We start from the raw sequence: 24,507 nt of genomic DNA on the forward strand, positions 1-24,507 counted from the left end.
CTTCCTCATCCCTACTTATTTTTAATGGATCCATCGTCTTGGATAATACGCTTAACTGCTATAACGTTTGTATATATACGACCGTATGACCCCTTCCAATCTTTGCTTAATTTATCTATCGTTACATTATGAGAAGGCTTTTTATCTGAATCCATTTCACTAGGCTTAGTTGCGTTACCATGCTCGTGAATAAATTCTCCATTCCCGATATACATGCCTACATGATTCGGTTGTCTCCCTGTTCTTTTTTTCCAATCAAATAATATTAGGTCACCTAACTTTAGGTTTTTATAATCCCCACTGGATCGTAAAGCTTTGTATTCAACCTCTGTCCCCCGATTGATTTGATCTCTTGTAGTACCGCCTATATGCACATTTAATATGGTCAAGTACACTGAGGAACTAAAATCAGAGCAGTCCATATAAATAGGTGGATTGTTGGGATCAAGCTTCATTGTTGTAATTTTAGTATCCATACAATAAGGAATCTTCCCCAAAAACTTCTTAGCGAATTCTACGATTGCTTTCCTTTTCTCCTCGGCAGAACTGTTGGATGGTGTAGCCTTTGGTTCCTCCTTCGTCGGCTTTTCAGGAGTAGTCGGCGTCTTCTTGCCTGGTTCCGTTTTCGTTGTTGGAGCAGTCGGCGTTGCAACCTTATTAACCTTAGGCCATGGAAGAATGCCATTGGCTACTTGATGCAGGTACACTGCGAGTACATCGCGACCATAACCTTTGTTCTCCAAGCCGTATTTCTTCGCAAAATCCTGCAAAGCGGCGTTAAGCTCCTGATCCCAATCACCCGTAGTTGGTAGCTTGTACGAGAAGCTGTCTGGATATTTCTTGGCAAGCTTGTTCAAGTTTTCTCTGGCAAGCAGACTGTTCACGCCATACTTACTCCGCAGGGCAGCTGCTTCCTTAGCAATAGCCTTTTGATCGGCAACGGTCAGCTTATGAGCGGCATCCGCGTATTGCCCGGACAGCTCCTCCAGCCGGTTGGCATCGAGATAGGAATTGGCTGAATGTCCACGAATCAGCTCGTTGATCAACACATTGTCACGCAACTGATTGGCGAGAAGATGCATCTGCTTTTGCGTGGCTTTGTCGTTGGCGCCATGTGCTTCCCACCACTGAGACGTGTACTCATGCATTTGCGCTCTGGCCCAGGCAGGCATACGATCTATTTCTGCCACCTGCTGACGCAATTGCTTGGCCTTGGCTGCGGCTTCCTTGGCACCTTTTTTGTCCCCTGCTGCCACGGCTTTGTAGTAGTCCTTTTTAAATTGAAGCAGCAAATCCTGCACCCATTGCGGATACCCCTTTCCCTTCAATTCTTGAATCAGGGATTTATAGGCTTTCAATTCTGCGTCTGGCACCTGATTTTTGATGAACTTACTAGCCTTGATATGAAGCGTCCCATCGGTTCGAATATAGCTGGTTTTGCACGTCAGAGATATTTCGCGAGTAGCGGTCATCTGTACCTTTTTGCCATGCAGCACCAAGTCTGTATCGGCGTGAAAGGTAAGATCGTGATGACTATACACGTGAATACCGGATGCAGGATTTAAGCGTACAAGTATCTTTTCTTTCTGGGTGGAGAGAGCTACTTCTTTATCATCGAATCTCGCCACTTTTTGAGTTTTGGTATGAAACAGCTTTCTTGCAGGTTTGCTGATTTCATCTCCTTTGTAGTCTCTCTTACGGAGAGATTGAACCACATGAGCTTCCTGCTCCTTGTTGGATGGAAAATACAAATGAACATGATCCCCAAGCTCAGGCATGCAATGCCAGCCGATTCCATCACCAGTATACATGGTGGGGTAAGAAAACCAGCAACTCTCCGCTTTGGACTGCACAGCATCCACGGACAGGTGAAGCTTAACGGACTCGCCTTCACCATCTAAATCAATGACTTTCCCTTCAATAGAGGTACCTTTGATTAACTGGTTATGTATAACCTCCCTCGGAATACCTGCTTCCGGAACGAGAACGTAGCCATATGTCATGATACCTTGCTGCATCTCTGCATGAATCTCATCAATAACCCAATGCTTTCGTTGAAATACGACGACATCTCCAAGTTCAAAACGCTTCGTATCCTCCACTTCAGCATATGTATATTCTGGACCTGATTTTGTTTTTTGGAGGGAAAAGTTAATGCTACGCAGTTCCCCTTTCACCTGTTCTTTCGAGGTGCCTAGCCATAATCTCGGGAATACAGATGTAATCTCTGCAATCAATCCAGTTTGCAGACGAGAGGCCATTCTTTTTAGAAACTCCCAATCACTCTCCCCATACTGAATAGTAAAGCCATCGAGTTTTTTACTGCTGTCCGTCAGGTCAATAAAATCCCCGTGTGGATAAGCATCGATGAGTTCGCGGAACAGTTGATAATACGTCAAGCTGCTGTTTTGAAACGAACGGCTTTTCCGTTGTTGATCCAGCAAATATGTAAAAGAGGCCGCCTCTATGTACATGTGATATACGCCATTTTTGAATGCAATTCTAATATTGGTGACGATTCCTTTAAAAATACTAACCGTCCCTCGATCTCCATCCGTCTCATATACCTCCAGCACATCTTCATCATGAGCTAATCCGTCATACTTAGCATGATCCTCATCCGGTATGAGAGCAGTGATATATACCCTGCCATGGTCATTCACCTTCTGCGTCAATTCAAAATCCAGCAGCCGGACAATTTCATATGGAGCATTCACTCTAATATTGCCATAAGTCAGCACAGTTCCAGCCAGTCCCATCTTGCTCACCCCATTAGTTTTTCATAGATGTTGATATAGCTTTAAGCAATCTGTAACTATTCCTGCCCATCTGTCGTGAATGAAATTTTGCCACACCACATGCATAAATTGGTGGAGCAACTCATAAGAGCCGGAGATTGATCTACGTATACATCCCTCTTTCCATTCAACCAAGGCATAGATACGCTTGGTTTGCAGGGCTGCGGAATGATTTTTCCGCAAATACCTTTGTTAGCAGAAGAAACCACGGGATTATGCATACTGCGGCACAATCCGAACGAAGGGATATGCGTCTGTGGGTGAAAATCTTGAATATTCCCCTGCATTTTATCGCCAATGCTAATTCCTCTGTTAGCTGAAACACTAAATCTTCCCGTATCACTTCCATAGTTGCAATGTATTTGTGCCCCATCCACTACATAGCTCTCACTCATTCTTGGACTCTCCTTTGCATAGACGGCCCCTCTGTATCAACCTTCTGTAATTTCAAGCCTGTCAGATTGAACTTTAAAATACATTCAGCCACATCAAGATCCACAATGATATGATGATCTGCATCCTGAACCCTGAATATCTTATGATTCTCCACTGCATATTCATCTAAAATGATTTTTCTCAGTGTACCGTCTCTATGATATTCACTAAGTGATGATACACACATCAGGCTAGGCGGATTAGCCATCCAATACCTCGTTTGCTGCATTCGCTGTATATCGGCAAAAACAACCAACTTCCAGTTCAATCCCGCTTGATATACATCAAATATTTCCTTGAGCTGTTCAGAAACGATGGATACCGGATGCTCCATAAAATCAATATAGTCTGCATCACCTGAAACATAAAATTGTAAAATGGACTCTTCTGCGCTGGCTGTCCACTCCATTAGCTGCCTGCGATTCATCTCTACGGGATACATATACTCTGCGATACGGTCATCCTGTTGAATCATGTAATATTCCATCGACTGCTGAGTACACCACCTTACTGATTCCTTTATACTCCCCTATTCGCACTTCCAAATCATTCTCGTACCTTAACACCTTAAATTCCGGTGTTTGTACAGCCTGTCCAATAGCATCCCTGGCTAATTGCAAAATATATTGATGAAATTCCTCCGCAGCCTGAAGTGCAAATCGTTCTACATCAAGCTGAATCACCTTATTCATATAGGGTTTTCGGAGCTGGCTCAATTCATCCACCAATTCTCCCCAAAAGCTGAAAGCCCATCCTGCATCATAGGCTCCTTGGCATGGCCCAGGATCAAAGAACCAGCTTTTATCATAAACTTCGATGACATAGTTATAGTTGCGATCCATCAGATATGTGCGCCGCATGGAATAGGTAATGTATCCAATCTTTTTCTTGGACACCTCTATATGATTAGCCTGCTGACAAATCCATTGAAAGGATTGAATAAAAGATAATATGACTTCTTCTTTTCGCTGTTCATACAAAGACGCTACGTGGTGTATTTTCTGATTCAGCACCTCTTCTGCGTAGGTCTTATGGAAGTGTTCTAGGGCTTCCAATCTATTCATAATTCCACCTCTGAACCTATTATATAGAATATTTACATGATATAACTGGTTCTATCATCCTATTTAATTACACTTTTTTCATATGATGAGATTACATATGAATTTATGAAAATAAATAAAAATAATTATTTCACTTCATAAATGTGTAATAATATAACCAAATACTTTATTAGAAACGACCGTTTCAGACCTATTCCATGAAGGTTTGCGCAAGCCAATAGGTAAATTGAAGTAGAAAACCCGGTCTACAATGAAATAATCATGTAAAATATAGGTAGACTCCAACAACACATTCAGAGAATCATAATTTAGGTAGCGAGACTGAGATTACGCTCCATCTGACATTGAAAACATATCAGGAATTAGCTTGAAGCAGAAACTGGACTCCACTCATATATGGCCTAAAAGGGCACAAAAACCCGTGACGGATATCGTCACGGGTTTTCATGTTATGGATGTTTGCTAATATCACTCTAACTTACGTATATGTGCATGGCCGAGCCTAGCTTAGCCTAATAACGCTTGGGAGCAGCCAGCTTGGCCAAATCCGCCATGTACGTAAAAAAGGCTTCCGGGTCTGTGTCATATACGAGATTAACAGGGCGGCCATCCGCTTGTTCCACGGTTCTGCCCTGACTTGGGCCATCTGCGATGACGCTGCAATGTACCGTCTTTTTCTTTACAATATCCGGACGTCCCACTGATGCGGTAGTTAGCACATCCCACAGGTAGTAGGTCGAGTTCGTCTCGCTATAGACAAGCGGCGGACAGCCTGCGTAGCAGTTGCCCAGGAAATCTACGCCTTCATAGCGGCGCTCGGAAGCCCAACGATTGCGTACGGCTGGCGTTAATGGCACTTTGCTTGTGCTTTCCAGTGCCACCAGATCAATGGTAATACCGCTTTGCCATACCCGATATGCTGCTTCCGGGTCCCAGAACACATTCCATTCTGCTGTGCCGTCATGCTCAGGCTCCTCTACATTACCTTTTTCAAAGGTACCGCCCATCCATACCAGCTTGTCAATTTTCGCTTCAATATCCGGTGCCTCATCCAGCGCGCGTGCCAGATCGGTCAGCGGTCCAGTGAACAGGAGCAGTGTTTTGCCTTCGGCTCCACGCACCTTTTCGATCAGATGCTGATGAGCCGGCAGAGCTGAAAGCGGCGCTTCCATTTGTCCCGATTCATTCAGCACTGGCAATGCATCTACATAAAAGGAATGTAAACGCCAAGCGGCAGGAAATGGATTTTTACCGCGTGAATTAGATTTAGCAACTTCCACAGGCCCTTTATTTCGGCCAAAACGATCAATAATTTTACGGCTGGCATCCGTCGCAGGCTCCAGGTAACCATCTGCTGGAATAACCGATACTCCGGTCAAATGAACTTGCTCCATCTGAAGCAGCATAAACAGGGATACCAGATCATCTACTCCACCATCATGATTAAAATACACGTTTGTCTGACTCATCTGTCTCTTCCTTCCTTTATCCCCGCATAACAGGCATGTTCTCATCGGCAATCATCCTTAATTATGCCTGATCGCTTCGCTAGAGTAAATGTGCTATACTACTTTACACCAACAAAAAAGGACCTATATTTACCATTAATGTATAATTCAAATTTTATGCAATTACTTTTATAATCTTATGAGCAGCAGGGAAGAAGGTGCAGCTTATGGTATCCAATCTGAATGCATCCGGGGATGGTTTGCTGGCCATCATTGAAGAATTGCGCAGCGAGCTTATTACAAAGGCACAGCATGCGGCCTTTACCGACCCTTCCATTATAGAGCTAAGTCAACGTCTGGATCATTATGTAGTCCTTGCCCAGCAAAGAAAAAAGAGAAACTAATGCCTCTTTGGTCCCACCATAAATTCCTCCCCCTCTCGGGTCCGTTCAACATATAAAGCACCCATTTCCCTATCCTATCCTATCCAGTCCCAGACCTGATCCTCAGGTCCTGCCGCTGGAGCAGGGATTTTTTCCGTGCTTTTACCCTTCCACCTTCGCTCCATAGGATCGGGCCACGGCTACCGCCTGCTGGATGTCGAGCTTGGCTCCGGTGATATCCAAATCTTTAAAATTCACGCCATCCATCTTCGCACCACGCAAGTCCGTTCCTTGAAGCTGCGCCTTATGCAATCTTGCCCGGGTAAGATCTGCTTCGCGCAAATCTGCCTTTTCCAAATTACATTGGGACAGGTCAGCTTCCTTGAATCGTATTTTTCGCAAATCCTGCTTCCTTAAATCTGCATGACGCAAGTTCGTGTATGACCAGTCTCCGCCCGTAATCGTGATCCCGTCCATATTTGCCCCCGCGAAGTCTGAGCCTACCAGCTTGCAATTATCAAACCGGGCCACAAACAGATTCGCGCTGGTAAACAGACAATTCGTAAAGGCAGACTCCTTGTAATGAGAGGCATTCAGGATGGCTCCGGTAAAATCACAATCTACAAAAGTACAGTCTTCCACTAGAGATTCATTCATCTCCACACCCCGAAAGCGACAGCGAGTAAACTCACAATTTCTCCACTCGCCTTCTCGGGCATCCATCGAACCAAAATCACGCGCTTCATAGACCTCATCAGTATAAAAGAACATGTTATCCCCCCTATTCTTTATCCTTCAAATCAGGAACTCAGCATTTCGGCAGGGAACGTTCAAAACCCCTTTTCATTTTCCCGAGCAAGCCCTTCATCATCTCATGATCCTCTGTCGTAAACTCGGCCATACATGCACGGATCAGCTTGGTGTAATAAGGCACTACCGTTACCAGCAGCTCTCGTCCTGCCTCCTTTAGTCCGACAGTTACCATTCGTCCATCCCTCTCGTGAGCCACCCGTTCAATCATGCCATCCCGCTCCAGACCGTCGATTAGCCCCGTCATGGTTCCCCGCGTCACATCGGCCTTTTCTGACAGCTCTGATGGTGTCATCCGGTGCGGCGCATGGCAGTGCAATAGGCTAAGGACGATGATTCGGCCCTGAGAGACTCCCAGCTTGGTAAGATCGGTATCTATTTCTCTAAAAATACCGTTAGCCAAGCGCGCAAAAGTCACAAAAGTCTCCATATTGTCCACTTCGGCATCCTCTTGTCCAAAGCTGTGCAGCACCCCGCGTATAGAGTCATTATGAAAATTAAAATTCATGGCCTGTCCATTCCTTCCCTGATCCCGTCTGTTCCGTCAAACGATAGCTCCTCCATTCCTCCGGCAGTAAAGAAGCATACGGCTCCTTGGCAAACCGGTCATCTACCAGCACTAGCAAGCCTTCGTCGTGTTCTGTACGGATAAGCCTGCCTCCTGCCTGAAGAACCTTGTTCATCCCCGGATACACATACGCATAGTTGAATCCGTTCCGTCCTTGCTCCGAAAAATAATCCCGCAGCACATCGCGCTCTGCGCCAATTTGCGGCAATCCGACACCAACCACTACGACTCCGTTCAAACGATCACCCGGCAAATCAACACCTTCCGCAAACACGCCTCCCAGTACAGCAAAGCCGAGCAGAGTACGCTCTTGTCCCGGCTGAAAAGCCTTCAGAAAGTGATCCCGCTCCGGTTCGGTCATGCCCGGACTTTGTACCAGCGTATCCGCAGACACGCCCCGGGCCATAAATTCCTCATATACCTCTCGCAGATACGGATAGGAAGGGAAAAACACGAGCATATTCCCTTTACGCTCCTCAGCCAATCCCGCTAGCATATCTGCAATGGCCCCCTTCGAGCGCTCACGATCCCGATAACGGATAGAGAGCGGCAGCAGGCGTACATCCCATTGCTCCTGATGAAAAGGAGAAGGAACCTGCAACGTGTAATCTTCTTCCCTCGCTCCCAGCATGTCCCGGTAATACGCGAGCGGTGTCAACGTGGCAGAAAAGTAAATCGTCGAGCGATAGCCCTTCATAGCCTGTCCCAGCAAATGCGAAGGATCCAGGCAGAGCAGCTTGACCCGCACTTCACTGCGTCCCGCCTCAATATAGGTAACGTAGCGCTCATCGTACAAAGCTGCAATCCGCAGCATGTTTTGAGCGGCAAAGTACGTATCGAGAAGCAATGCATAAGCTGCACCTGTACTGCTCGCACGCTGGGCACCGCTCACGCTGCCCCCCGTTACCAGTTCACGTTCGGCTGCTTCCACGAAAGGCGCCAGCAGCTCCAGCAGTTCTTGCGGTGCGGACGCTTCCACTGCTTTTCCTGCATCCGCATGCAATTTACGCAGTGTAATCATATGCGCGTTCACTGCGCTCGCAGCCGCGGTAATCTCCGGGCTTAGCAGCTTGAATTCTTTTTTCAATTCCAAAAAAGACGATTTCACAATTTCCGCCGAAAACATATCCCGGCCGCGCTCCACCAGATTATGCGCCTCATCCACCAGCACAACACCTTTTCGCTTGTGCTCCTCCAGCAGTCTTTTCAAGGAAATACGCGGATCAAAAACATAATTATAGTCACTGATTATACCATCCGAGGCATACGCCACGTCCAGCGAAAATTCAAAGGGACATACCCTATGCTTGCGCGCATAATGCTCAATCACCGCCCGGGTCATCAACGTCTCATTCGCTAAAATATCGGACACCGCACCGTTGATCCGGTCGTAATATCCCTCGCACATGCTGCATGCTCCGGCATCGCAATCATTTTCATCCTTGAAGCAGATTTTATCCTTCGCCGTCAAGGTTACGACATGCATATGCAGCCCTTGGGCCTGCATTTTGGCATACGCTTCTTCTGCTGCTGCGCGGGTCGTGGTACGGGCCGTCACATAATATACCCGGCTCACCAGCCCTTCACCGATGGCCTTGATTGCAGGAAACAGGGTAGATACCGTTTTACCGATACCCGTAGGCGCTTTGGCAAACAGATTGACCCCTTCTGCAATCGTCTTGTACACCGAACCCGCCAGAGGCCGCTGGCCTGAACGATAGGTGTCAAAGGGAAAGGCCAGTGCTGCAATACTAGCATTCCGCTTCTCTGCATGTGCTCTCAGCAGGAATGCATACGGCGCATAACCCTCGACCATCCTCAGCGCAAAGGTCTCCAGCTCTGCAAAGGATAATTCCCGTCTGAAACGCCGAATTTCTCCGCTGTGTGCCTGTACATAAGTAAGCTGGGCCTGCATGGAATTGTGCTGCTCTTCGCGGGCAATCATATAGGCGTACAGAAACGCTTGCGCCCAATGTACGGGTTGACCATCCCCCGGAATATCTTCTAGAGGAATGGAGACCGACTTGATTTCATCAACCGTCCATATGCCGTCCAGCTCAATCAGTCCATCACAGCGGCCCTCGACGATAAATAGAGCATCCTTATATGGAATTTCTGCGTGCAGATGCACCTCTTTGCGGTCATGCTCCTTATAGCTTTTTTGGATAAGCTGATGCACCCGTGTTCCTTCCAGCATACTGCTGTTCGAGCGGAAACCCCCGTGAATGCTGCCGCTGCGATGCACATATTCCACAAGGGGTCGCACCGATATGTGAATTGGTTCCTTCATACGATCACCCGTTCCGGTCATAGTCCTTTCACTGTATCACGTAAATAAATGAAACGTAAGGGACATAAGAATCGTTTGTAGTCGATTGGTATTCACTCATGCCTACTTTTTACCGAAATATAGAAACGAGGCTTTTTACTTTCAACAATACTACAACTCACACATTACAGCATAAAGGGTAGGGAATATGTTAAAAGAATTAATTAACAATTTCGCATTATTAACGAGCTTCTTATTCTTTGGAAATTTACTTTCCCGAAAATATGAACGTTACCTGGAAAAACATGTATTTCTTTATCGGGTAATGAACGGTTTAATGCTGGGCCTGTTTGGCATTCTGTTAATGATGACCGGTTTGATCCGCGGGAATTCTGTTGTCGATCTGCGCCAATTGGCTATTATCATATCTGTTTATATGGGGGGACCGGTATCTGGTCTGCTAGCCGCCCTGATCATAAGCATGTACCGTATTTACATCATCGGTGGTTGGACAGATATTTCTCTGACTGCTACTGTCAGTAGCATCATGACCCTTGCCGTTTCCCTTACCTTTATTCGAGAAAAAAGCCTAAAGCTCGGCAAATGGATGTCAGCCGTGCTTGGATCTGCTGTTGTGTCGCTGTTAGCTACTTTGTATCTGTTTGGTCGTCTCAGACCTGAATCTTTTACACCGTTCACAACCGCTTTGATACTTGGCGGCTTGTTCACTTATTTTATGATGCACCATATCAAAAAAACAGAACGGGCCATTCACCTACTGGAAGAGGCTGCGAACCGGGATCATTTAACCGGATTATACAGTCCGCGTGCTTTTGATGCGCTGTTTGAAGAGGTCCTTCATACTTCCAAGGCTACAAAACAACCTTTTGGGATCGTGATGCTGGATATTGATCACTTTAAAAATATTAATGATACGTATGGTCATTTGAACGGGGACACCGTCTTAAACCAATTGGGAATTTTATTAAACCGGGAGTCTACAAGGAGGGCATATCCCTCCCGTAAAGGCGGAGAAGAATTTGCCATTCTGATTGGAGATTGCGACAGCCAGAAAGCAGCAAGCTTTGCCGAGAAGATTCGGAAAGCTGTGGAAAACGAACCCTTTCTCTTGAATGACGGAACCATCGTTCCTCTGACGGTATCTATCGGAGCAGGCAGCTTTCCTACCATTGCAGCGGGTAAATTATTGGAGAAGGTGGACGACGCTCTATATGAAGCCAAACGCTCAGGACGCAATCGGGTAGAAATAGCAAAACAATAATTATAAGTCGCTAAATGTCAGGAAAGCTGGATTATTGTTAATAAAAAGTGGTAAAATGGAAATAAGATTTGTATTAGAAAATTTTCTGCCGTTAGAGGAGACATGCCTTACAATCGACATGGGGGGTGGGCTTTTTGGACCTCGAACAATTGAAAAAACTCATGGAAAAAGAACGCCGCGAACTAAATCGTATGGCAACCTTACATGGACTAAGGGATGAACGTGTATTGGACAAATCCTCTCGGCTTGACCGAATTATGGACAAGTATCTCCACACCAAGCGAGCGATTAATGGTGACAATCAGGCACATCCATAGAAGAAAGCTACACCGCTGCCCTTACGGGCAGCTTTTTTTGTACATAGCTTTGTGTCCCGCTATCGTACCTGTATGTGTTAACTTTCCGGAAGGACATCCCCATCTTACTTATATCTTTCCTTACTTCCTCGCTTACTACTTTCTTCGGTACTCCGTCCGCAGTAATTCCTGCGTAAACGTAATCCATTCTCTCGCGGCAAAGGACAGATACAGATCCTTTCGCCAGATCATCCCTAGATGCCAGGGAATGACGGGATCAACGAGTGGAATAATACGCAATCGCTCAGAATCAAGTTCACGGCAAATCGCTTCCGGCAGCAGCGCTATCCCCAAGTTCGCAGCAACCATTTCGCTGATCAGGTCCCATTGTGAGCTTTCATAGACGACGCGCGGCTGGAAGCCAGCCCGGACACACTCTGCAATAATACGGTCATGCAGTGTAAAATCCTCGCGGAACAGCACAAACGATTCCTCCGCCAGCGCTGCCAGCGGTACCTCTGTACGCTCTGCCAGTACATGCGTAGGGTGAACCAGCAAGTTCAGCTTTTCCTCCACGAACAGAAACGTCTCGAATATATCCCCACTCGCTGGCAGCACAATTACGCCGATATCCAGTGCGCCCGCGCCTACGTCCTGCTCTACTTTTTTTGCCCCATCCTCAAATAGCTGAATGGTCACATCGGGATATGCCTTGTGAAATTCCCCAATGACACGCGGAAAAAAGCTCGATCCTACCATGGGAGGCAGACCGATACGGATGTGTCCTTTTTTCAGGCTCATCAAATCACTCAGCTCGGAGGACAAGCTCTGGAAGGACTTCACAATCGCTTGCGCCTGAAGCTCAATCACCTTGCCCGCATCCGTCAGCTCGATTCTTTTGCCGATTCGGTCAAACAAAGCGACGCCCAATTCATCCTCCAGGCTTTTAATTGTCTTGCTGATCGTCGGCTGTGTAATAAACATGCTCTGGGCCGCCTTCGTAAAGCTGCGCAAGCGCGCAACCTCCAAAAAATACTGCAAATGTCGGATATCCATCCTATCACCTTCTCCCATAGACAAACGGAATACATCGTATTCTTTATATGCATTTTACTCATGAAAACTTGTGATGTAAAATTTCATTACAGTTTTAAAAATAACGGAACTCATAGATAGGAGCCATTATATATGAAAAGCTTCATACGCGGTGTCCTCCAGATCGCCGTCCTGATGGCCTTTTCGCTCATCCTGAACGCAGTGGTCTCCTGGCTTCACCTGCCTGTACCTGGTAGCATTATCGGCATGCTGATTCTATTTATTCTGCTACAAACGGGCGTGATCCGTCTAAGCTGGATTGAGATCGGCGCAAACTGGCTGCTGGCCGAACTGCTATTATTCTTTATTCCCTCGGCTGTTGGCGTTATGAATTATTGGCCAATGCTGGAGCACGATGGTATGAGCATTATGCTGGTCGTACTGCTTGGTACCTTTCTCGTGATGGCCTGCACGGGCATGATCGCCAGTCTGCTCGGCAAACGAAAGGAGCACAAATCATCATGATCGGTCTTCTATGTATTGTATTGACGCTCGCTATTTACTGGATGGCCAAACGCATGTACCGCACGCTGCCCAAGGTGTATATGTCTCCACTACTCATTACACCGATCCTTATTATTTTAATTTTGACGCTTTCGGGTATAAATTACCGTTCCTATAATTCGGGTGCCCATTTGCTCTCCATGCTGCTCCAACCAGCCACGATTGCATTTGCCGTCCCTTTATACCGATATTTCCCTGTGCTGAAAAAACATGCGACCCAAATCATACTTAGCGTGCTGTCCGGTTCAGTCGTAGCCGTAGTATCCTCCATGGTACTCGCCAAATGGATGCATCTGGATTCCTCGCTGATGAGCAGCCTGATTCCTCGCTCCATTACGACACCGATTGCCATGAATGTTTCACAAACGATTGGCGGTAATCCGACAGTCACGGCTGTGTTCGTTATTTTAACCGGCTTGAGCGGTCTCATTATCGGCCCGATGATCGTGAAGCTGTTCCATATCGAAAATGAAGTTTCGCGCGGTGTACTGCTCGGTACCGGGGCTCATGGTACGGGTACTTCCAAAGCGTTCGAGTTCAGTTCGCTGACGGGCACTATTTCCAGCATCTCTATGGTGCTCGCCGCCCTCTTTACCTTGGCGGCTGCGCCGTTCCTGCTCCACTTGATGCTGTAAGCTCAGTATAGCGCAAGATATTGAATGGACACTGTACCTGATATACAAAACGAAGAACCTCCGTTCCACTAGCTGTAGTGGACGGAGGTTCTTCGTCTATTTGGGAGCAAGGCCCCCTCATCTATCATGCAATCAAATCGCTTTAACAGCGCCGGGTTTCTCCTCTGCCTCAACAGGTGTCACGGCTTCCCGTAAATAAGCGTCCAGCTCTGCCGCATATTGGCGCTCTAGCGCGGCGCTCCAGCCTGCATGCTCAGACATCAGCGCAATGACGGGCTGCTTCCAGCGGTTCACCCCGTCAATCTGAAAAAACAACGCTCCGGTGCGGCGTATGAAAAAATCAGACGGTGTCACCGTCATTTCCTGCTCCATGGCATACAGGAGCGGGACACGCACTTCCACGGGCAGCGCGGCTTCTGTCTCGCTGGCCTCCTTCATGCTGCGTGCCGCAATGGCAAACAGCCGCTCCGCATTGGAGCCGTATCGGGTGGCCCATGCTCTAGCCGTCTCTGGGGTCAACCCGAGCGCAGCACCTGCTGCCGCTTGCCCGCTCACGAAGGCATCCCAACCGGCGGAGCCGCCTACGTTGCCGCCCGAGATCGGGATGTGCCTGGTGCGGCATGCCCGGAAAGTCTGCCCATGCAAGCGCCCCAGCTCCCGTACCGCGCGGTCTACGACGAGCTCGGACATTTTCCGGTAGCCTGTCAGCTTGCCACCCGCAATCGTGATCAGGCCCGAGCGGGATTCCCAAATTTCATCCTTGCGGGAAATTTCCGAAGGGCTTTTGCCATCCTCATAGATGAGCGGCCGTACACCTGCCCAACTGGATTCCACATCTTTGACGGTCAGCTTCACATCAGGGAACATGCCATTGATTGCTTGGAGTACATATGTCCGGTCTTCAGCGGTCATTCGGGGATGGGCTGTATCCCCTGTATATACCGTGTCAGTTGTACCTGCGTACGTTTTCCCATCACGTGGAATGGCAAATACCATCCGTCCATCGGGTGTATCAAAATAAACGGCCTGTCTGAGCGGGAATCGCTTGGCGTCGAACACCAGATGGACTCCTTTAGTCAGACGGAGCACCTTGCCTTCTTTGGACCGATCCATCTCCCGCAGCGTATCCACCCACGGTCCGGCAGCGTTAATAACCAGCGAAGCGCGGATTTCATGAGACTGCCCCGTTACCCGATCCGTTACGCTCGCGCCGCTGATTCGTCCGTCATCATACAGCAGCTTGTCAGCCTTGGCGTAGTTTACAGCTATAGCCCCTCGTGCAACAGCCTCCTTCATGACCTCAATCGTCAAGCGGGCATCGTCCGTACGATACTCCACATAGCTGCCGCTCCCCTTGAGTCCTTCCCGCTTCAACAAAGGCTCCCGCTCCAACGTAGCCCGAATATCCAGCATTCGGCGGCGTTCGCTATGCTTAACCCCGGCGAGAAAATCATATACCAGCAGTCCGACAGAAGTGGTAAATGCGTTAAACGTACCTCCCTTGTGAAACGGAAGCAGCATACGCTCCGGCGTGGTCACATGCGGGCCATTTTCGAATACAATGGCCCGCTCCTTCCCGACCTCGGCTACCATTTTAACCTCAAACTGCTTCAAATATCGAAGGCCGCCATGCACCAGCTTCGTGGATCGGCTGGACGTACCTGCCGCAAAATCCTGCATCTCGACCAGCGCTGTCTTCAAACCGCGCTCAGCGGCGTCCAGCGCAATCCCTGCCCCTGTAATGCCGCCGCCAATAATTAAAATATCAAAATGCTCACGCCCCATACGCCCCAAAACGGCCGCTCTCTTCTGCGCAGCAAATGAAAATTCTCCCATTATCTATCCCTCCATCTCTATAATCATCCACCGACCCTACCATCAAAAATACAAAAAAAAGACCACGAACATCGCTACGGCACATGCCGAGCGGTTCATGGTCTCTCCAAGTCTCCTGACGGGTATTAACTTATCTATATCGTAGCACACACCGTACACGATGAAAAGGGGTTATTAGCTATTGCTTATAATGCTCAAAAAGCTGTTTGTTAGAAGTTGTTACCGCTGTAGCTCCGGCAGCGAGCGCTGCTTCCACATCCTCAGGGGTACGAATCAGCCCTCCTGCCAAGACGGGAATACCCGTGCGTTCACTGACCTCTGTAATCAATGGCGGCACGATGCCGGGTAGCACCTCAATGTAATCGGGTCGCGTTTTTTCCACCAGTGCGTAGCTTTTTTCCAGCGCAATCGTATCTAGTATGAATACCCGTTGTACAGCGAGAATCCCCTTTTTTTTGGCGGTCGCAATCACACCGGATCGGGTCGAAATAATACCGAACGGCTTAATCTCCTGACACAAATATTCAGCAGCATATTCATCATTCTTTAGGCCCTGCACCAAATCGGCATGAAGAAGCATCCGCTTGTTGTGGTCCCGCGCCAACTGGTGCAGGCTGCGAAGCTGTGCTACGTGCGTATCCAGAAAAACCGCATACTCATAGGAGCTGTCCAAAATATCCTCCAACTGCTTCATATGCTTAGCCGCAGGCAAAATGCGTTGTCCCTGAAATGACATGGATATCCTCCTTATGCTGAATGTCGGTCAACTCTTTCAAATTTTATATTATCACTCTGCTTGACTAACGTGAAGCGGTTTCATCTTAGCTATGTATAAAGGCTGCCCTCCCGGCCATAAATAACCCGCTCGGGAAGACAGCCCTCATTCTTGGCTAGCTGACAACACAGCAGCCTGTGGATTTGTATATTGCGCTAAACTTTAACCCTCAAAGCCTTGGCGCAGCCACGAGGTAGCCAAAGCAATCGCCCCGCGCTTGGCTGCGGTTTCCGATAACGGGTTCAGCATCACGAAGTCGTGAATGATGCCCTGAAACCGGGCAGCGATTACATCCACCCCGGCCTCACGTAGCTTGTTCGCATAAGCTTCCCCTTCATCCCGTAGCACGTCAGCCTCGCCTGTGATGACCAATGCTGGCGGCAGCCCCTTGAGCTGTTCGGTTGTTGCTCGCAGTGGAGAAGCCGTAATCTGCGCCCGTTCATTGGGATCTGTCGTGTATTGATCCCAGAACCATTGCATCCCTTCACGGCTCAGGAAATACCCTGTGGCGAATTCATGATACGATTCTGTGTCAAAAGAAGCATCTGTCACCGGATAGAACAACAACTGCTGTCGGATAGCAGGACCGCTTCGTTCCTTAGCAAGCAATGTTACGGCTGCGGTCATGTTACCACCGACACTGTCTCCAGCTACCGTCAGCGTATCAGGCATCAGCCCATGCTCGCGTCCATGCTGAGCCACCCACTGAACGACCGCGTAGATTTCCTCAATGGCCGTTGGATATTTCGCTTCAGGTGACAAGCTGTATTCCGGGAATACAACCGCTGCCTGCGCACCCACAGCCAGCTCACGGATCAGACGATCATGTGTGTGGGCATTACCGAATACCCATCCTGCCCCGTGGATGTATACAATAACCGGGAGGTCGCCTGTCACCTGTTGTGGACGAACAATCCGGACCTTGACCTCCCCGCTTGGGCCGCCGGGAATAGACAGGTCTTCCAGGTCTGCGGCAGGTTTGTCTGCCGGACCCGATTGGACCTCATTGACCGTTTCACGTCCCTTTTCAGGGCCCAGATCGTACAGAAACGGAGGCTTGGCGTTATCGTCTGCGAACTTCTGCGCTGCAGGTTCAAGCTGTACCTTTTTACTCATATCGGTTCACTCTTCCTTTCCTGTCTGTTGTTTTTATCTATCCAATGCTACTTCCATGCTCATTCAACTTCACCTTATATACTTAAACAGGATCAATTCTCTTTAATCGGACGACTTTAGGATACCCAGCACGAGGACTTGACTTTCATTTTAATATGTAACTATAATTGTTACATATTAAAGTTCATGAATGAACAGGACAGACCTATGATCAAACTAATAATCTGATCAACATTTAATAGGAGGTTATTTATTATGAAAATTGCAGTTATTGGTGCAGGCGGTAAAGCAGGAGGCAACATTGTTAAAGAGGCATTGGACAGAGGGCATGAAGTAACGGCGATCGTTCGCGACCCTGCCAAAGTAACAGACAGCCGTGTAACTGTGGTACAAAAAGACGTTTTCGATCTGAAAACAGACGATCTGAAAGGTTTTGACGTTGTCGTTAATGCTTTTGCTGCTCCATTCGGTCAAGAGCATCTGCATGTGGATGCAGGAAATGTTCTGATTGAAGCACTGCGTAATGTGTCCGATACCCGCCTGATTGTTGTAGGTGGTGCAGGCAGCCTGTTCACAGATGAGTCCCAAACCTTGTTGGTAAAAGACACGCCTGGTTTCCCTGATTTTGTATACCCAACGGCTAATAATCAAGGAAAGAACCTGGAGATTTTGCGTGGAACCAGCGATCTGAACTGGACTTTCATTAGTCCTTCCGCTGAATTTGCTCTTGGCAAACGCACAGGCTCTTATAAAATTGGCAAAGATGTGCTGCAAGTCAATTCCAAAGGCGCAAGTTATGTCAGCTATGAAGATTATGCGGTAGCTGTAATTGACGAAATCGAGAAACCACAGCATCTGAACCAACGTTTCACCGTGGTATCCGAGTCCTAATTCCTGCACCTCATCCGAACATATATGTATAAAAAAGACCCTTCGGTCATTTCCCATGGCCATGGAACATTCGGTTTTGTTACAAACCAGACCTTCCATGCACACCGTGGGAATATGAACCCGAAGGGTCTTTTATTTTAGATATGACTTAGCTATGCTGTCAAGCCCCGGCTTCTTTCTTCTGCTCATGGCCGGGAGACTTCTTATCGCTAAAGCACAGCTTGAGAATTGGAGGTGCAGCCAAAGTCGTCAAAATAACAGCAATGATGACCGATGTAAAATATTGCTGTGCCAGCAGACCCGTTTGCAGCCCGGTAGCTGCGATAATGAGCGCGACTTCGCCACGAGATATCATACCGGAGCCAATCGCGAGCGAAGAACGGTTATTAAAGCCCGTCAGACGCGCCCCGATTCCGCCACCGATCAACTTTGTCACCATTGCAACCAGTGTCAACGCAATGACAAATCCGATCTGCTGCCCTACTCCCTCGAAAGAAACATTTAATCCAATGCTGACAAAAAACACAGGGACAAAGATGGAATAAGCGATGGGCTCCACCTTTTCTTCCACGACATGCTTAAAGCTCGTTTGCGAAATGGCAATCCCGGCAGCGAAGGCTCCGATAATGCCCGCCATACCCAACATATCTGCAAAATAAGCAAACCCGAAGCAGATGATCAAAGCAGCGGTAATGGTGGCCTCTGTCACCTTGAGCGGAGCCAGTATTTTCATAATCCAGGGAACGACGAACCAACCTCCGAATATAGCGACGACAAAGAAAAGAAGCTTTTTGCCGACGAGTAGTCCTAGAGATGTTCCCCCTCCTACCCCGAATATACTCATCATCACTGCAAGCAACACCACCACCAGCACATCATCCAGCACGGCCGCACCCAAAATCGTCGAGCCTTCCCGGGTGTTGAGCTTGTTCATATCCTTTAGCACCTGCACCGTAATGCTGACGGAAGTGGCGCTCAGGACAACACCGAGAAACCACCCTTCATGCACCGAAAAACCGAAGGCTTCCCCAACACCAAAACCACAGATCAGCGGTAAAATAATTCCCCCGACCGCCACGGCTACCGCTGGTTTCCAGTTACGACGAAGCTGATCCAGATCCGTCTCCAGCCCAGCAATGAACATCAGCAGCAGCACTCCAATTTCAGACATATCATGAATAAGTGTGTTGTTCTGAACCCATCCCAATACCGCCGGACCGAGTACAATACCGGCGATCAACTTCCCTAGCACCGAAGGCTGACCGAACCTTACCGCCAGATCACCAGCCACTTTAGTAAACAGCAGAATCAGCAAAAGATACAATATAAATTGCATGGCTCATATACCTCCTTTAATCATCAAATGGCAGACATCTAGTATTGATAAAATGCTAAAACTTTGCGCAAAATATGTGTCTGACGCGCCCTGAACACAACAAAAAAAGGAACCTGTAACTACAGATCCCCTTAAAAAAAGACAAAGAGGAGCCTTGGTGACAGGCTCCTCCGGTAATTCATTTTCATTTTATGTTGTCGTTCGGTAACCTACGTAAGTTCGCACATATATAGCTTTATTATACCTTTTCATTAAACCGCTGTAAATGTTTTGAATCAGTTCTCTGCTTTTTCTACATAACGGGCACGGTATTCAGAGGACAGCATACTCATCAAAATCGAGTCATGGTATTGATGATTATAGAACAACGCGTCCCGTTGCACGCCTTCACGTTGAAAGCCTATTTTTTCATAGCAACGGATAGCCCGTTCATTAAAATCATACACATTCAGCTCGATTCGATGCAGATTACAGATACCGAATCCATAATCCAGCATAAGAACAAGCGCTTCAGTGCCGTAGCCTTTTCCCATATTCCCCTGTTCATTAATGGCAATGCGGATGTTGGCACTGCGGTTCAAGCTATCCATATCCTGAAGAGCAATGTCACCGATGATGCGGTCATCTTCGCAAAGCGCAATCAAAAGCAGCAGGCTTGAGGTATCCTGCCCCTTAGCCTCGATATAACGTGCAATTTGATCCTTGGTAAAACTGCGCTGTGTGCCTGTCAGCCTCCGCACATCCTGATGGAACAACGTATTATAGTACAGCTCAGTGTCCTCCACCTGAATGGGGCGCAAGTACACCCGCGATCCTTCAAGTAACCGTGCCACTGGCGTTGTGGGCGAAGATTTTTGAGTCATAATCATCCTCCTATTCTGGAAATATTCCGTCACTTCATTCGAAAACAAACTACTACTGTGCAGGGTCGGCATTTTTTACCGTAGAATGGTTAGAATCAGGGGAGCGCTCCTTCCAAATAACGGATTGAAGCATGAGTCCAATTAAGCCCAAAGCTCCAACCGTCACCCCAATCCAAACAAAGGTAGTCCCTGCTCCGACCATACGAATCATTACGCCCCCGATAAGCGGTGAGACGATCATAATCGCTCCAAGCACGGTACTTTGGATACCGAAGACACGCCCCACCATATCGGCCGGAGTTCCGGCTTGCAATATGTAATTCTGGGTGATGATGTACAGACCGTTGCCCACGCCCAGCATGACGCCAATCATAAGCAGCACGGGTAATCCTACGCCCGGTTGTGACCACCCCAGAGCGGCAATAGCTCCGCCAATCAGCACACAACCTCCACCGAGGCCCCAGCCCGCGCTTATCCGGTTCAAGCGGTTCAGCACGAGCATACAAGCGACGGCACCAGCGCCTATGGCTGAAACCAGCCAGCCGAGCAGCGATTCGTTACCCGGGGCGAGCACTCGCAGCAGCGTTGGAAACTGGTAGTCAATCATGAGAATGGCAATCATGCCGAAAAGTCCGAACACAAGCGTATGCAAAAGCATCCGGCTGCGCCACAAGAACGCCCAGCCCTCGCGCCATTGGCTGAAAAAACGGGACGAGCCGACGCGCTCCTTCCGATTCTCGGTCTCATCAGCCTCAGCCGCGCTTGGCGAATCCTGCTTTCCTTGCAGCACAGCAGTCGTCGCTTGCTGCTCCGTGCTAACGAGGCCCGGGCCGATTCCGCGCAACGGCCACAGCACCAGACCGGAGCACAGGCGCAGCAGCGCATTGAGGATAATGCATGCCTGCGGTGACAGCACAGCCAAGGTCATGGCGCCCAATAATGGCCCTGCCACTTTGGAAGCCTGATTGACCAGCCCATTCAGCGAGGTCGCCCGAAACAGGTCGCCGCTGGCGACTACAGTGCGGGTCAAGCCTTGCTGTGACGGCATTTGGAACACGCCAGCCGCCGCACGCAGACCCAGCAGAGGCAACAGCCACGCTGGCCCCGGAACAGCGAGAATCGCCAGCGTCAGCAAGGCAATAATTGCATCGCAGCCGATCAGCAGGCGGGCCTTATGCACCCGGTCGGCTAACGTGCCCGCAATAGAGCCCAGCAGAAGACCCGGTAGCGCCATCACGACCGGAATCAGCGCAATCAGCATGGGGTCGGCTTCCCAGCGGTAAGCAACGAGCACCTGAATGGCGATAGCATCAAACCAATCGCCAAAGGAAGCAGCCGTGTGCGCCGCAAACATCCGCCGAAAACGGCCGTTGCGCCAAATGCTGGGCGTGGATTCTGATTCTTTTTTTTCCTTCATTTCTATTCACCCTGCTCTCATTTTCTGCATTATTAGCAATAAGAACATTTTAGCGGGCCTATATCAGAGGAAAATCAGACAGCGAGAAAATATGTCAGACCGCAGAAAGTGTTTGCTCCAACCAACGCCTTAGTGCCAAACGATGCATGGTTAGTCCATTGTCCCGATCAAGCCGTTCATATTGAGTAGCATATTTCTCTTCCAACGCAGGAAAAGCACCATAACGCTTCAAAAAGCCGCGGATTTGACAGACTGCCTTGATTTTTAGCAACTCCTGTTTAGCCATATCAAGCGTGTCCAGCCCCTCATTCAGTAGCCGCTCGGCCTCGTCCACTCCCCCAGTAAGCAGGAGCATGAATCCCTGCATCATCCGATAACGCCCCAACTCCCGCAAATACGGAGCCTCAGATAGCATATTTTCCAAACGTTTGGACAGCGCCACAGCCTCCTCAATACGGTTGGCGGTCAGATGCATGTACATCTCCATCAGCGCAACAGGCATCACAAATTTATCCAGCTTATCCCGCTCCATCACTGCAAAAGCCAGCGAAAGTCCCTCCTGTGCGCGTTCAGGTTGTCCATTCTCCACATAAGCCTCCAACATATTGAGAATACGCAATTCACGCTCCTGCTCGGCGGACAATAATCCACTGGAAAGCGCCCGCTCACATAGAGCAAGCTCCCGCTCAGTTACCCCTGCTGTACCTGTATATAGCAATAACATCCAGTACAATCGATCTTTAGGAGCAAAGTCCTCCCGTTCCAAAAACCACAATATATCGGCCTGCACAAACCGAGTATACATCTGATAAAAAGGAGACAGTTCGAACCCCATCTGCTCCTGCTGGGAGGCCAGCGCCATCATGGAGTTCCCCTGTCCAAGCAACTGGTATTTTCGAAACAGTCCGTGGACAGCGTCTTGCACTTCCTGATCGTGCAGGGACGGATGATTCCGTCGTTGCACATCTGCAAGGGTCAAGCTGTAGCCATACCCTCTGATCGTATGAATACGAAGAGCAGTCCATGACTTGAGCTTTTTGCGCAATCTATAGATATGATCGTCCACCGTGCGCTCCACCGGATATTCCAGCGGCCATACACGATCCAACAATTGTTCCCGCGTGAACACCTGATTGCGGTTATCGTACAGGAATCGCAGCAACGCAAACTCCTTAGCGAGCAGTATGACGCGATCCGTACCATAGATTACACTGTAGCCGTCTGCATCAAATTGTAGCCTGATCATCCACCTCGCCTCCAACATATCGTTTCTTGGCTGCACCGAGTCCTGTAAGCAGAAGCAATACGCTCAGGCACAAAAGCAGCAGCAGCGGAATGGTCCAACCATGTGTAGCATCATGCAAATAGCCAAACAGTGTCGGCCCCGTCGCCGCCAGCAAATAACCAAAGGATTGCGCCATACCGGACAACTCCGCTGCCTGCTGCGGTGTTCGGGTCCGTAAATTAAAGAACATCATCACGAGCGGAAAAGCAAAACCACCCGCTGTACCGATGCAAATCACCCAAATTACACTCCACTGCGTAGCCCCCAGCAAAAATCCACCCAGTCCGATAAAATACAGCGCAGTCATGATCAGAACCAATATCCGCTGATCTTTCACCCGTGCAGCTAAAATAGGTACAATAAAAGTAAACGGCATTTGCGAAAATTGCATAACGGACAGCATCCATCCCGCAGTCTCCGAATCCATACCCTGTCCAACCATCATCTCGGGAAACCATGCGGCAGGGACGTAGAACAAGGCAGATTGCAACCCCATAAACAGCGTCACCTTCCAGGCTAAAGACGATTTATACACACTCACAGTTCGGGCAGACACCGCCGCTTTATTGACTGTTTTACGCGCCTTGAGAAGCTGGGGAACCCAGAGTAAAATACCTACCACACCCACAATGCTCCATATCCCCAAAGAACCGCGCCAGCCCATACCTCCGTTCAGAGCCAACGGTATACTCAGACCGGATGCTGTTGCAGCGACTACATTCATGGATACTGAATATACGCCGGTCATCAGTCCGCTGTTGCGAGGAAACTCCTCTTTGATTAGACTGGGCAGCAAAACATTACACACGGCAATAGCCAATCCCAACATGGCTGTCCCAGCAAATAATGCGGTCACCCCCAGCGTTGAGCGCACCACAATACCTGCGGTCAACAGCAGCAAGGCTGCAAAAATAATAAGAGGCGACCCGAAGCGGCGCGACAGTTTGGCTACAAAAGGCGACAACAGGGCAAAAGCCAGCAGCGGTAATGTCGTTAATAGACCACTCAGTGTATTCGAAATATGCAAAGAATCCTTAATCAAACCGATAAGAGGCCCTACCGAGGTAATCGAGGCGCGCAGATTGGCACCTACCAAAATGATCCCTGCGGCAAGAACCCAAGGACCGGCATGCCGCAAGGATTTGTATACCAAAGCTCGTTGGTGTTGCTGTGAACTCATCTCTCCATTCTCCAATCTATCTGTGTTATGCTCAAAGGCTCCAACCGAGTGTACGGCTGGAGCCTTAGCAATTTCTATCTCATTAAATTATAATGGCATTTATGCCATATGCATAGGACGGATAAGCGTAGCACTCCAAATCCTCAATTCAGCGTACAACCACAGCTACAGCCAAACAAACAAAAGCTGCCCGAAAGGATGCTTTCCTTTTGAGGCAGCTT

23 protein-coding genes are annotated in these 24,507 nt (G+C 48.6%); 6 read left to right on the forward strand and 17 right to left on the reverse strand.

All coding sequences use genetic code 11. From position 1 onward, the window contains the following. Nucleotides 1–11: 11 nt before the first annotated feature. The 5 genes from HPL003_RS05460 to HPL003_RS05480 all read right to left on the reverse strand — a co-directional run bounded on the left by HPL003_RS05460 (nucleotide 12) and on the right by HPL003_RS05480 (nucleotide 5,766). Nucleotides 12–2,759 (reverse strand): NlpC/P60 family protein, encoded by a 2,748-nt coding sequence (locus tag HPL003_RS05460; protein ID WP_014278624.1) that lies wholly within the window; start codon nucleotides 2,757–2,759, stop codon nucleotides 12–14. A 56-nt stretch (nucleotides 2,760–2,815) separates the two neighbouring features. Next, the gene (locus HPL003_RS05465) at nucleotides 2,816–3,193 is read right to left on the reverse strand and encodes a DUF4280 domain-containing protein (protein ID WP_014278625.1); all 378 of its coding nucleotides are present in this window, start codon (nucleotides 3,191–3,193) and stop codon (nucleotides 2,816–2,818) included. Next, on the reverse strand, nucleotides 3,190–3,708 hold the full coding sequence (locus HPL003_RS05470) for a hypothetical protein (protein ID WP_043922563.1): 519 nt from the start codon (nucleotides 3,706–3,708) through the stop codon (nucleotides 3,190–3,192). The genes HPL003_RS05465 and HPL003_RS05470 overlap by 4 nt, the downstream gene beginning before the upstream one ends. Next, nucleotides 3,692–4,297 carry a hypothetical protein gene (locus HPL003_RS05475; RefSeq protein ID WP_014278627.1) on the reverse strand — a complete coding sequence of 202 codons (606 nt, stop codon included), beginning with the start codon at nucleotides 4,295–4,297 and terminating at the stop codon, nucleotides 3,692–3,694. The genes HPL003_RS05470 and HPL003_RS05475 overlap by 17 nt, the downstream gene beginning before the upstream one ends. 512 nt (nucleotides 4,298–4,809) lie before the next feature. Beyond that, entirely contained in the window at nucleotides 4,810–5,766 is a 957-nt protein-coding gene (locus tag HPL003_RS05480) for a nucleoside hydrolase (RefSeq protein ID WP_014278628.1), read from the reverse strand. Nucleotides 5,767–5,972: 206 nt separating this feature from the next. On the opposite strand from HPL003_RS05480, the gene HPL003_RS27330 reads away from it, so the two are divergent. Next, a complete protein-coding gene (locus HPL003_RS27330) occupies nucleotides 5,973–6,149 on the forward strand; it encodes an aspartyl-phosphate phosphatase Spo0E family protein (protein ID WP_014278629.1) in 177 nt (58 codons plus the stop codon). A gap of 141 nt (nucleotides 6,150–6,290) precedes the next feature. Here the strand turns inward: HPL003_RS27330 and HPL003_RS05485 are convergent, their stop codons facing one another. Genes HPL003_RS05485 through HPL003_RS05495 form a run of 3 tightly spaced genes read right to left on the reverse strand, consistent with a single transcriptional unit; the run spans nucleotide 6,291 to nucleotide 9,817 of the window. Continuing rightward, nucleotides 6,291–6,899 (reverse strand): pentapeptide repeat-containing protein, encoded by a 609-nt coding sequence (locus tag HPL003_RS05485; RefSeq protein WP_014278630.1) that lies wholly within the window; start codon nucleotides 6,897–6,899, stop codon nucleotides 6,291–6,293. 37 nt (nucleotides 6,900–6,936) lie between these two features. After that, complete coding sequence (locus tag HPL003_RS05490; RefSeq protein WP_014278631.1) at nucleotides 6,937–7,446, reverse strand: MarR family winged helix-turn-helix transcriptional regulator; 510 nt, start codon at nucleotides 7,444–7,446, stop codon at nucleotides 6,937–6,939. Then, nucleotides 7,436–9,817 carry an ATP-dependent DNA helicase gene (locus HPL003_RS05495; RefSeq protein WP_043922310.1) on the reverse strand — a complete coding sequence of 794 codons (2,382 nt, stop codon included), beginning with the start codon at nucleotides 9,815–9,817 and terminating at the stop codon, nucleotides 7,436–7,438. Before HPL003_RS05495 ends, HPL003_RS05490 begins: the two co-directional genes overlap by 11 nt. Nucleotides 9,818–9,983: 166 nt before the next feature. Here HPL003_RS05495 and HPL003_RS05500 point away from each other — a divergent pair, with 166 nt between their 5' ends. Together HPL003_RS05500 and HPL003_RS05505 are read left to right on the forward strand one after the other, a co-directional pair. Next, nucleotides 9,984–11,057, forward strand: a complete 1,074-nt coding sequence (locus HPL003_RS05500) for a GGDEF domain-containing protein (RefSeq protein ID WP_014278633.1) — start codon at nucleotides 9,984–9,986, stop codon at nucleotides 11,055–11,057. A 134-nt stretch (nucleotides 11,058–11,191) separates the two neighbouring features. Further along, on the forward strand, nucleotides 11,192–11,374 hold the full coding sequence (locus tag HPL003_RS05505; RefSeq protein WP_014278634.1) for an aspartyl-phosphate phosphatase Spo0E family protein: 183 nt from the start codon (nucleotides 11,192–11,194) through the stop codon (nucleotides 11,372–11,374). A gap of 135 nt (nucleotides 11,375–11,509) precedes the next feature. Here HPL003_RS05505 and cidR read toward each other — a convergent pair whose 3' ends face one another. Continuing rightward, nucleotides 11,510–12,409: a cidABC operon transcriptional activator CidR gene (cidR, locus tag HPL003_RS05510; protein ID WP_014278635.1), complete on the reverse strand. Its 900-nt coding sequence runs from the start codon at nucleotides 12,407–12,409 to the stop codon at nucleotides 11,510–11,512. A gap of 132 nt (nucleotides 12,410–12,541) precedes the next feature. Between cidR and HPL003_RS05515 the strand changes: the two genes are divergently transcribed. Together HPL003_RS05515 and HPL003_RS05520 are read left to right on the forward strand one after the other, a co-directional pair. After that, the gene (locus HPL003_RS05515) at nucleotides 12,542–12,913 is read left to right on the forward strand and encodes a CidA/LrgA family protein (RefSeq protein ID WP_014278636.1); all 372 of its coding nucleotides are present in this window, start codon (nucleotides 12,542–12,544) and stop codon (nucleotides 12,911–12,913) included. Further along, complete coding sequence (locus HPL003_RS05520; protein WP_014278637.1) at nucleotides 12,910–13,587, forward strand: CidB/LrgB family autolysis modulator; 678 nt, start codon at nucleotides 12,910–12,912, stop codon at nucleotides 13,585–13,587. The genes HPL003_RS05515 and HPL003_RS05520 overlap by 4 nt, the downstream gene beginning before the upstream one ends. A 132-nt stretch (nucleotides 13,588–13,719) precedes the next feature. Here HPL003_RS05520 and HPL003_RS05525 read toward each other — a convergent pair whose 3' ends face one another. The 3 genes from HPL003_RS05525 to HPL003_RS05535 all read right to left on the reverse strand — a co-directional run bounded on the left by HPL003_RS05525 (nucleotide 13,720) and on the right by HPL003_RS05535 (nucleotide 17,314). Beyond that, entirely contained in the window at nucleotides 13,720–15,423 is a 1,704-nt protein-coding gene (locus HPL003_RS05525) for a glycerol-3-phosphate dehydrogenase/oxidase (protein WP_014278638.1), read from the reverse strand. Nucleotides 15,424–15,601: 178 nt separating this feature from the next. Next, nucleotides 15,602–16,159, reverse strand: a complete 558-nt coding sequence (locus HPL003_RS05530) for a glycerol-3-phosphate responsive antiterminator (RefSeq protein ID WP_014278639.1) — start codon at nucleotides 16,157–16,159, stop codon at nucleotides 15,602–15,604. 201 nt (nucleotides 16,160–16,360) lie between these two features. Further along, nucleotides 16,361–17,314, reverse strand: coding sequence for an alpha/beta hydrolase (locus HPL003_RS05535; RefSeq protein ID WP_014278640.1), 954 nt, complete (start codon nucleotides 17,312–17,314; stop codon nucleotides 16,361–16,363). Nucleotides 17,315–17,569: 255 nt separating this feature from the next. Between HPL003_RS05535 and HPL003_RS05540 the strand changes: the two genes are divergently transcribed. Further along, nucleotides 17,570–18,205: an NAD(P)-dependent oxidoreductase gene (locus HPL003_RS05540; RefSeq protein ID WP_014278641.1), complete on the forward strand. Its 636-nt coding sequence runs from the start codon at nucleotides 17,570–17,572 to the stop codon at nucleotides 18,203–18,205. A 160-nt stretch (nucleotides 18,206–18,365) separates the two neighbouring features. Here the strand turns inward: HPL003_RS05540 and HPL003_RS05545 are convergent, their stop codons facing one another. The 5 genes from HPL003_RS05545 to HPL003_RS05565 form a co-directional block, all read right to left on the reverse strand. Next, nucleotides 18,366–19,541: a cation:proton antiporter gene (locus tag HPL003_RS05545; protein ID WP_014278642.1), complete on the reverse strand. Its 1,176-nt coding sequence runs from the start codon at nucleotides 19,539–19,541 to the stop codon at nucleotides 18,366–18,368. A 275-nt stretch (nucleotides 19,542–19,816) separates the two neighbouring features. Next, nucleotides 19,817–20,404: a GNAT family N-acetyltransferase gene (locus HPL003_RS05550; protein ID WP_014278643.1), complete on the reverse strand. Its 588-nt coding sequence runs from the start codon at nucleotides 20,402–20,404 to the stop codon at nucleotides 19,817–19,819. 52 nt (nucleotides 20,405–20,456) lie between these two features. Next, nucleotides 20,457–21,821, reverse strand: coding sequence for an MFS transporter (locus tag HPL003_RS05555; RefSeq protein WP_014278644.1), 1,365 nt, complete (start codon nucleotides 21,819–21,821; stop codon nucleotides 20,457–20,459). A gap of 94 nt (nucleotides 21,822–21,915) precedes the next feature. After that, the gene (locus HPL003_RS05560; protein ID WP_014278645.1) at nucleotides 21,916–23,067 is read right to left on the reverse strand and encodes a winged helix-turn-helix domain-containing protein; all 1,152 of its coding nucleotides are present in this window, start codon (nucleotides 23,065–23,067) and stop codon (nucleotides 21,916–21,918) included. Then, on the reverse strand, nucleotides 23,048–24,286 hold the full coding sequence (locus tag HPL003_RS05565; protein WP_014278646.1) for a CynX/NimT family MFS transporter: 1,239 nt from the start codon (nucleotides 24,284–24,286) through the stop codon (nucleotides 23,048–23,050). The genes HPL003_RS05560 and HPL003_RS05565 overlap by 20 nt, the downstream gene beginning before the upstream one ends. Nucleotides 24,287–24,507: the final 221 nt, after the last annotated feature.

The organism is Paenibacillus terrae HPL-003 (genome assembly GCF_000235585.1).
GTDB lineage: Bacteria > Bacillota > Bacilli > Paenibacillales > Paenibacillaceae > Paenibacillus > Paenibacillus terrae_B.

Bases quoted from the DNA above. Each gene is read 5' to 3' on its own strand.
- HPL003_RS05495 (WP_043922310.1), bottom strand. From the start codon at position 9,817: ATGACCGGAACGGGTGATCGTATGAAGGAACCAATTCACATATCGGTG.
- cidR (WP_014278635.1), bottom strand. From the start codon at position 12,409: ATGGATATCCGACATTTGCAGTATTTTTTGGAGGTTGCGCGCTTGCGC.
- HPL003_RS05500 (WP_014278633.1), top strand. From the start codon at position 9,984: ATGTTAAAAGAATTAATTAACAATTTCGCATTATTAACGAGCTTCTTA.
- HPL003_RS05520 (WP_014278637.1), top strand. From the start codon at position 12,910: ATGATCGGTCTTCTATGTATTGTATTGACGCTCGCTATTTACTGGATG.
- HPL003_RS27330 (WP_014278629.1), top strand. From the start codon at position 5,973: ATGGTATCCAATCTGAATGCATCCGGGGATGGTTTGCTGGCCATCATT.
- HPL003_RS05490 (WP_014278631.1), bottom strand. From the start codon at position 7,446: ATGAATTTTAATTTTCATAATGACTCTATACGCGGGGTGCTGCACAGC.
- HPL003_RS05530 (WP_014278639.1), bottom strand. From the start codon at position 16,159: ATGTCATTTCAGGGACAACGCATTTTGCCTGCGGCTAAGCATATGAAG.
- HPL003_RS05480 (WP_014278628.1), bottom strand. From the start codon at position 5,766: ATGAGTCAGACAAACGTGTATTTTAATCATGATGGTGGAGTAGATGAT.
- HPL003_RS05555 (WP_014278644.1), bottom strand. From the start codon at position 21,821: ATGAAGGAAAAAAAAGAATCAGAATCCACGCCCAGCATTTGGCGCAAC.
- HPL003_RS05465 (WP_014278625.1), bottom strand. From the start codon at position 3,193: ATGAGTGAGAGCTATGTAGTGGATGGGGCACAAATACATTGCAACTAT.
- HPL003_RS05560 (WP_014278645.1), bottom strand. From the start codon at position 23,067: ATGATCAGGCTACAATTTGATGCAGACGGCTACAGTGTAATCTATGGT.
- HPL003_RS05460 (WP_014278624.1), bottom strand. From the start codon at position 2,759: ATGGGACTGGCTGGAACTGTGCTGACTTATGGCAATATTAGAGTGAAT.
- HPL003_RS05515 (WP_014278636.1), top strand. From the start codon at position 12,542: ATGAAAAGCTTCATACGCGGTGTCCTCCAGATCGCCGTCCTGATGGCC.
- HPL003_RS05535 (WP_014278640.1), bottom strand. From the start codon at position 17,314: ATGAGTAAAAAGGTACAGCTTGAACCTGCAGCGCAGAAGTTCGCAGAC.
- HPL003_RS05525 (WP_014278638.1), bottom strand. From the start codon at position 15,423: ATGGGAGAATTTTCATTTGCTGCGCAGAAGAGAGCGGCCGTTTTGGGG.
- HPL003_RS05550 (WP_014278643.1), bottom strand. From the start codon at position 20,404: ATGACTCAAAAATCTTCGCCCACAACGCCAGTGGCACGGTTACTTGAA.
- HPL003_RS05565 (WP_014278646.1), bottom strand. From the start codon at position 24,286: ATGAGTTCACAGCAACACCAACGAGCTTTGGTATACAAATCCTTGCGG.
- HPL003_RS05470 (WP_043922563.1), bottom strand. From the start codon at position 3,708: ATGATTCAACAGGATGACCGTATCGCAGAGTATATGTATCCCGTAGAG.
- HPL003_RS05545 (WP_014278642.1), bottom strand. From the start codon at position 19,541: ATGCAATTTATATTGTATCTTTTGCTGATTCTGCTGTTTACTAAAGTG.
- HPL003_RS05485 (WP_014278630.1), bottom strand. From the start codon at position 6,899: ATGTTCTTTTATACTGATGAGGTCTATGAAGCGCGTGATTTTGGTTCG.
- HPL003_RS05540 (WP_014278641.1), top strand. From the start codon at position 17,570: ATGAAAATTGCAGTTATTGGTGCAGGCGGTAAAGCAGGAGGCAACATT.
- HPL003_RS05475 (WP_014278627.1), bottom strand. From the start codon at position 4,297: ATGAATAGATTGGAAGCCCTAGAACACTTCCATAAGACCTACGCAGAA.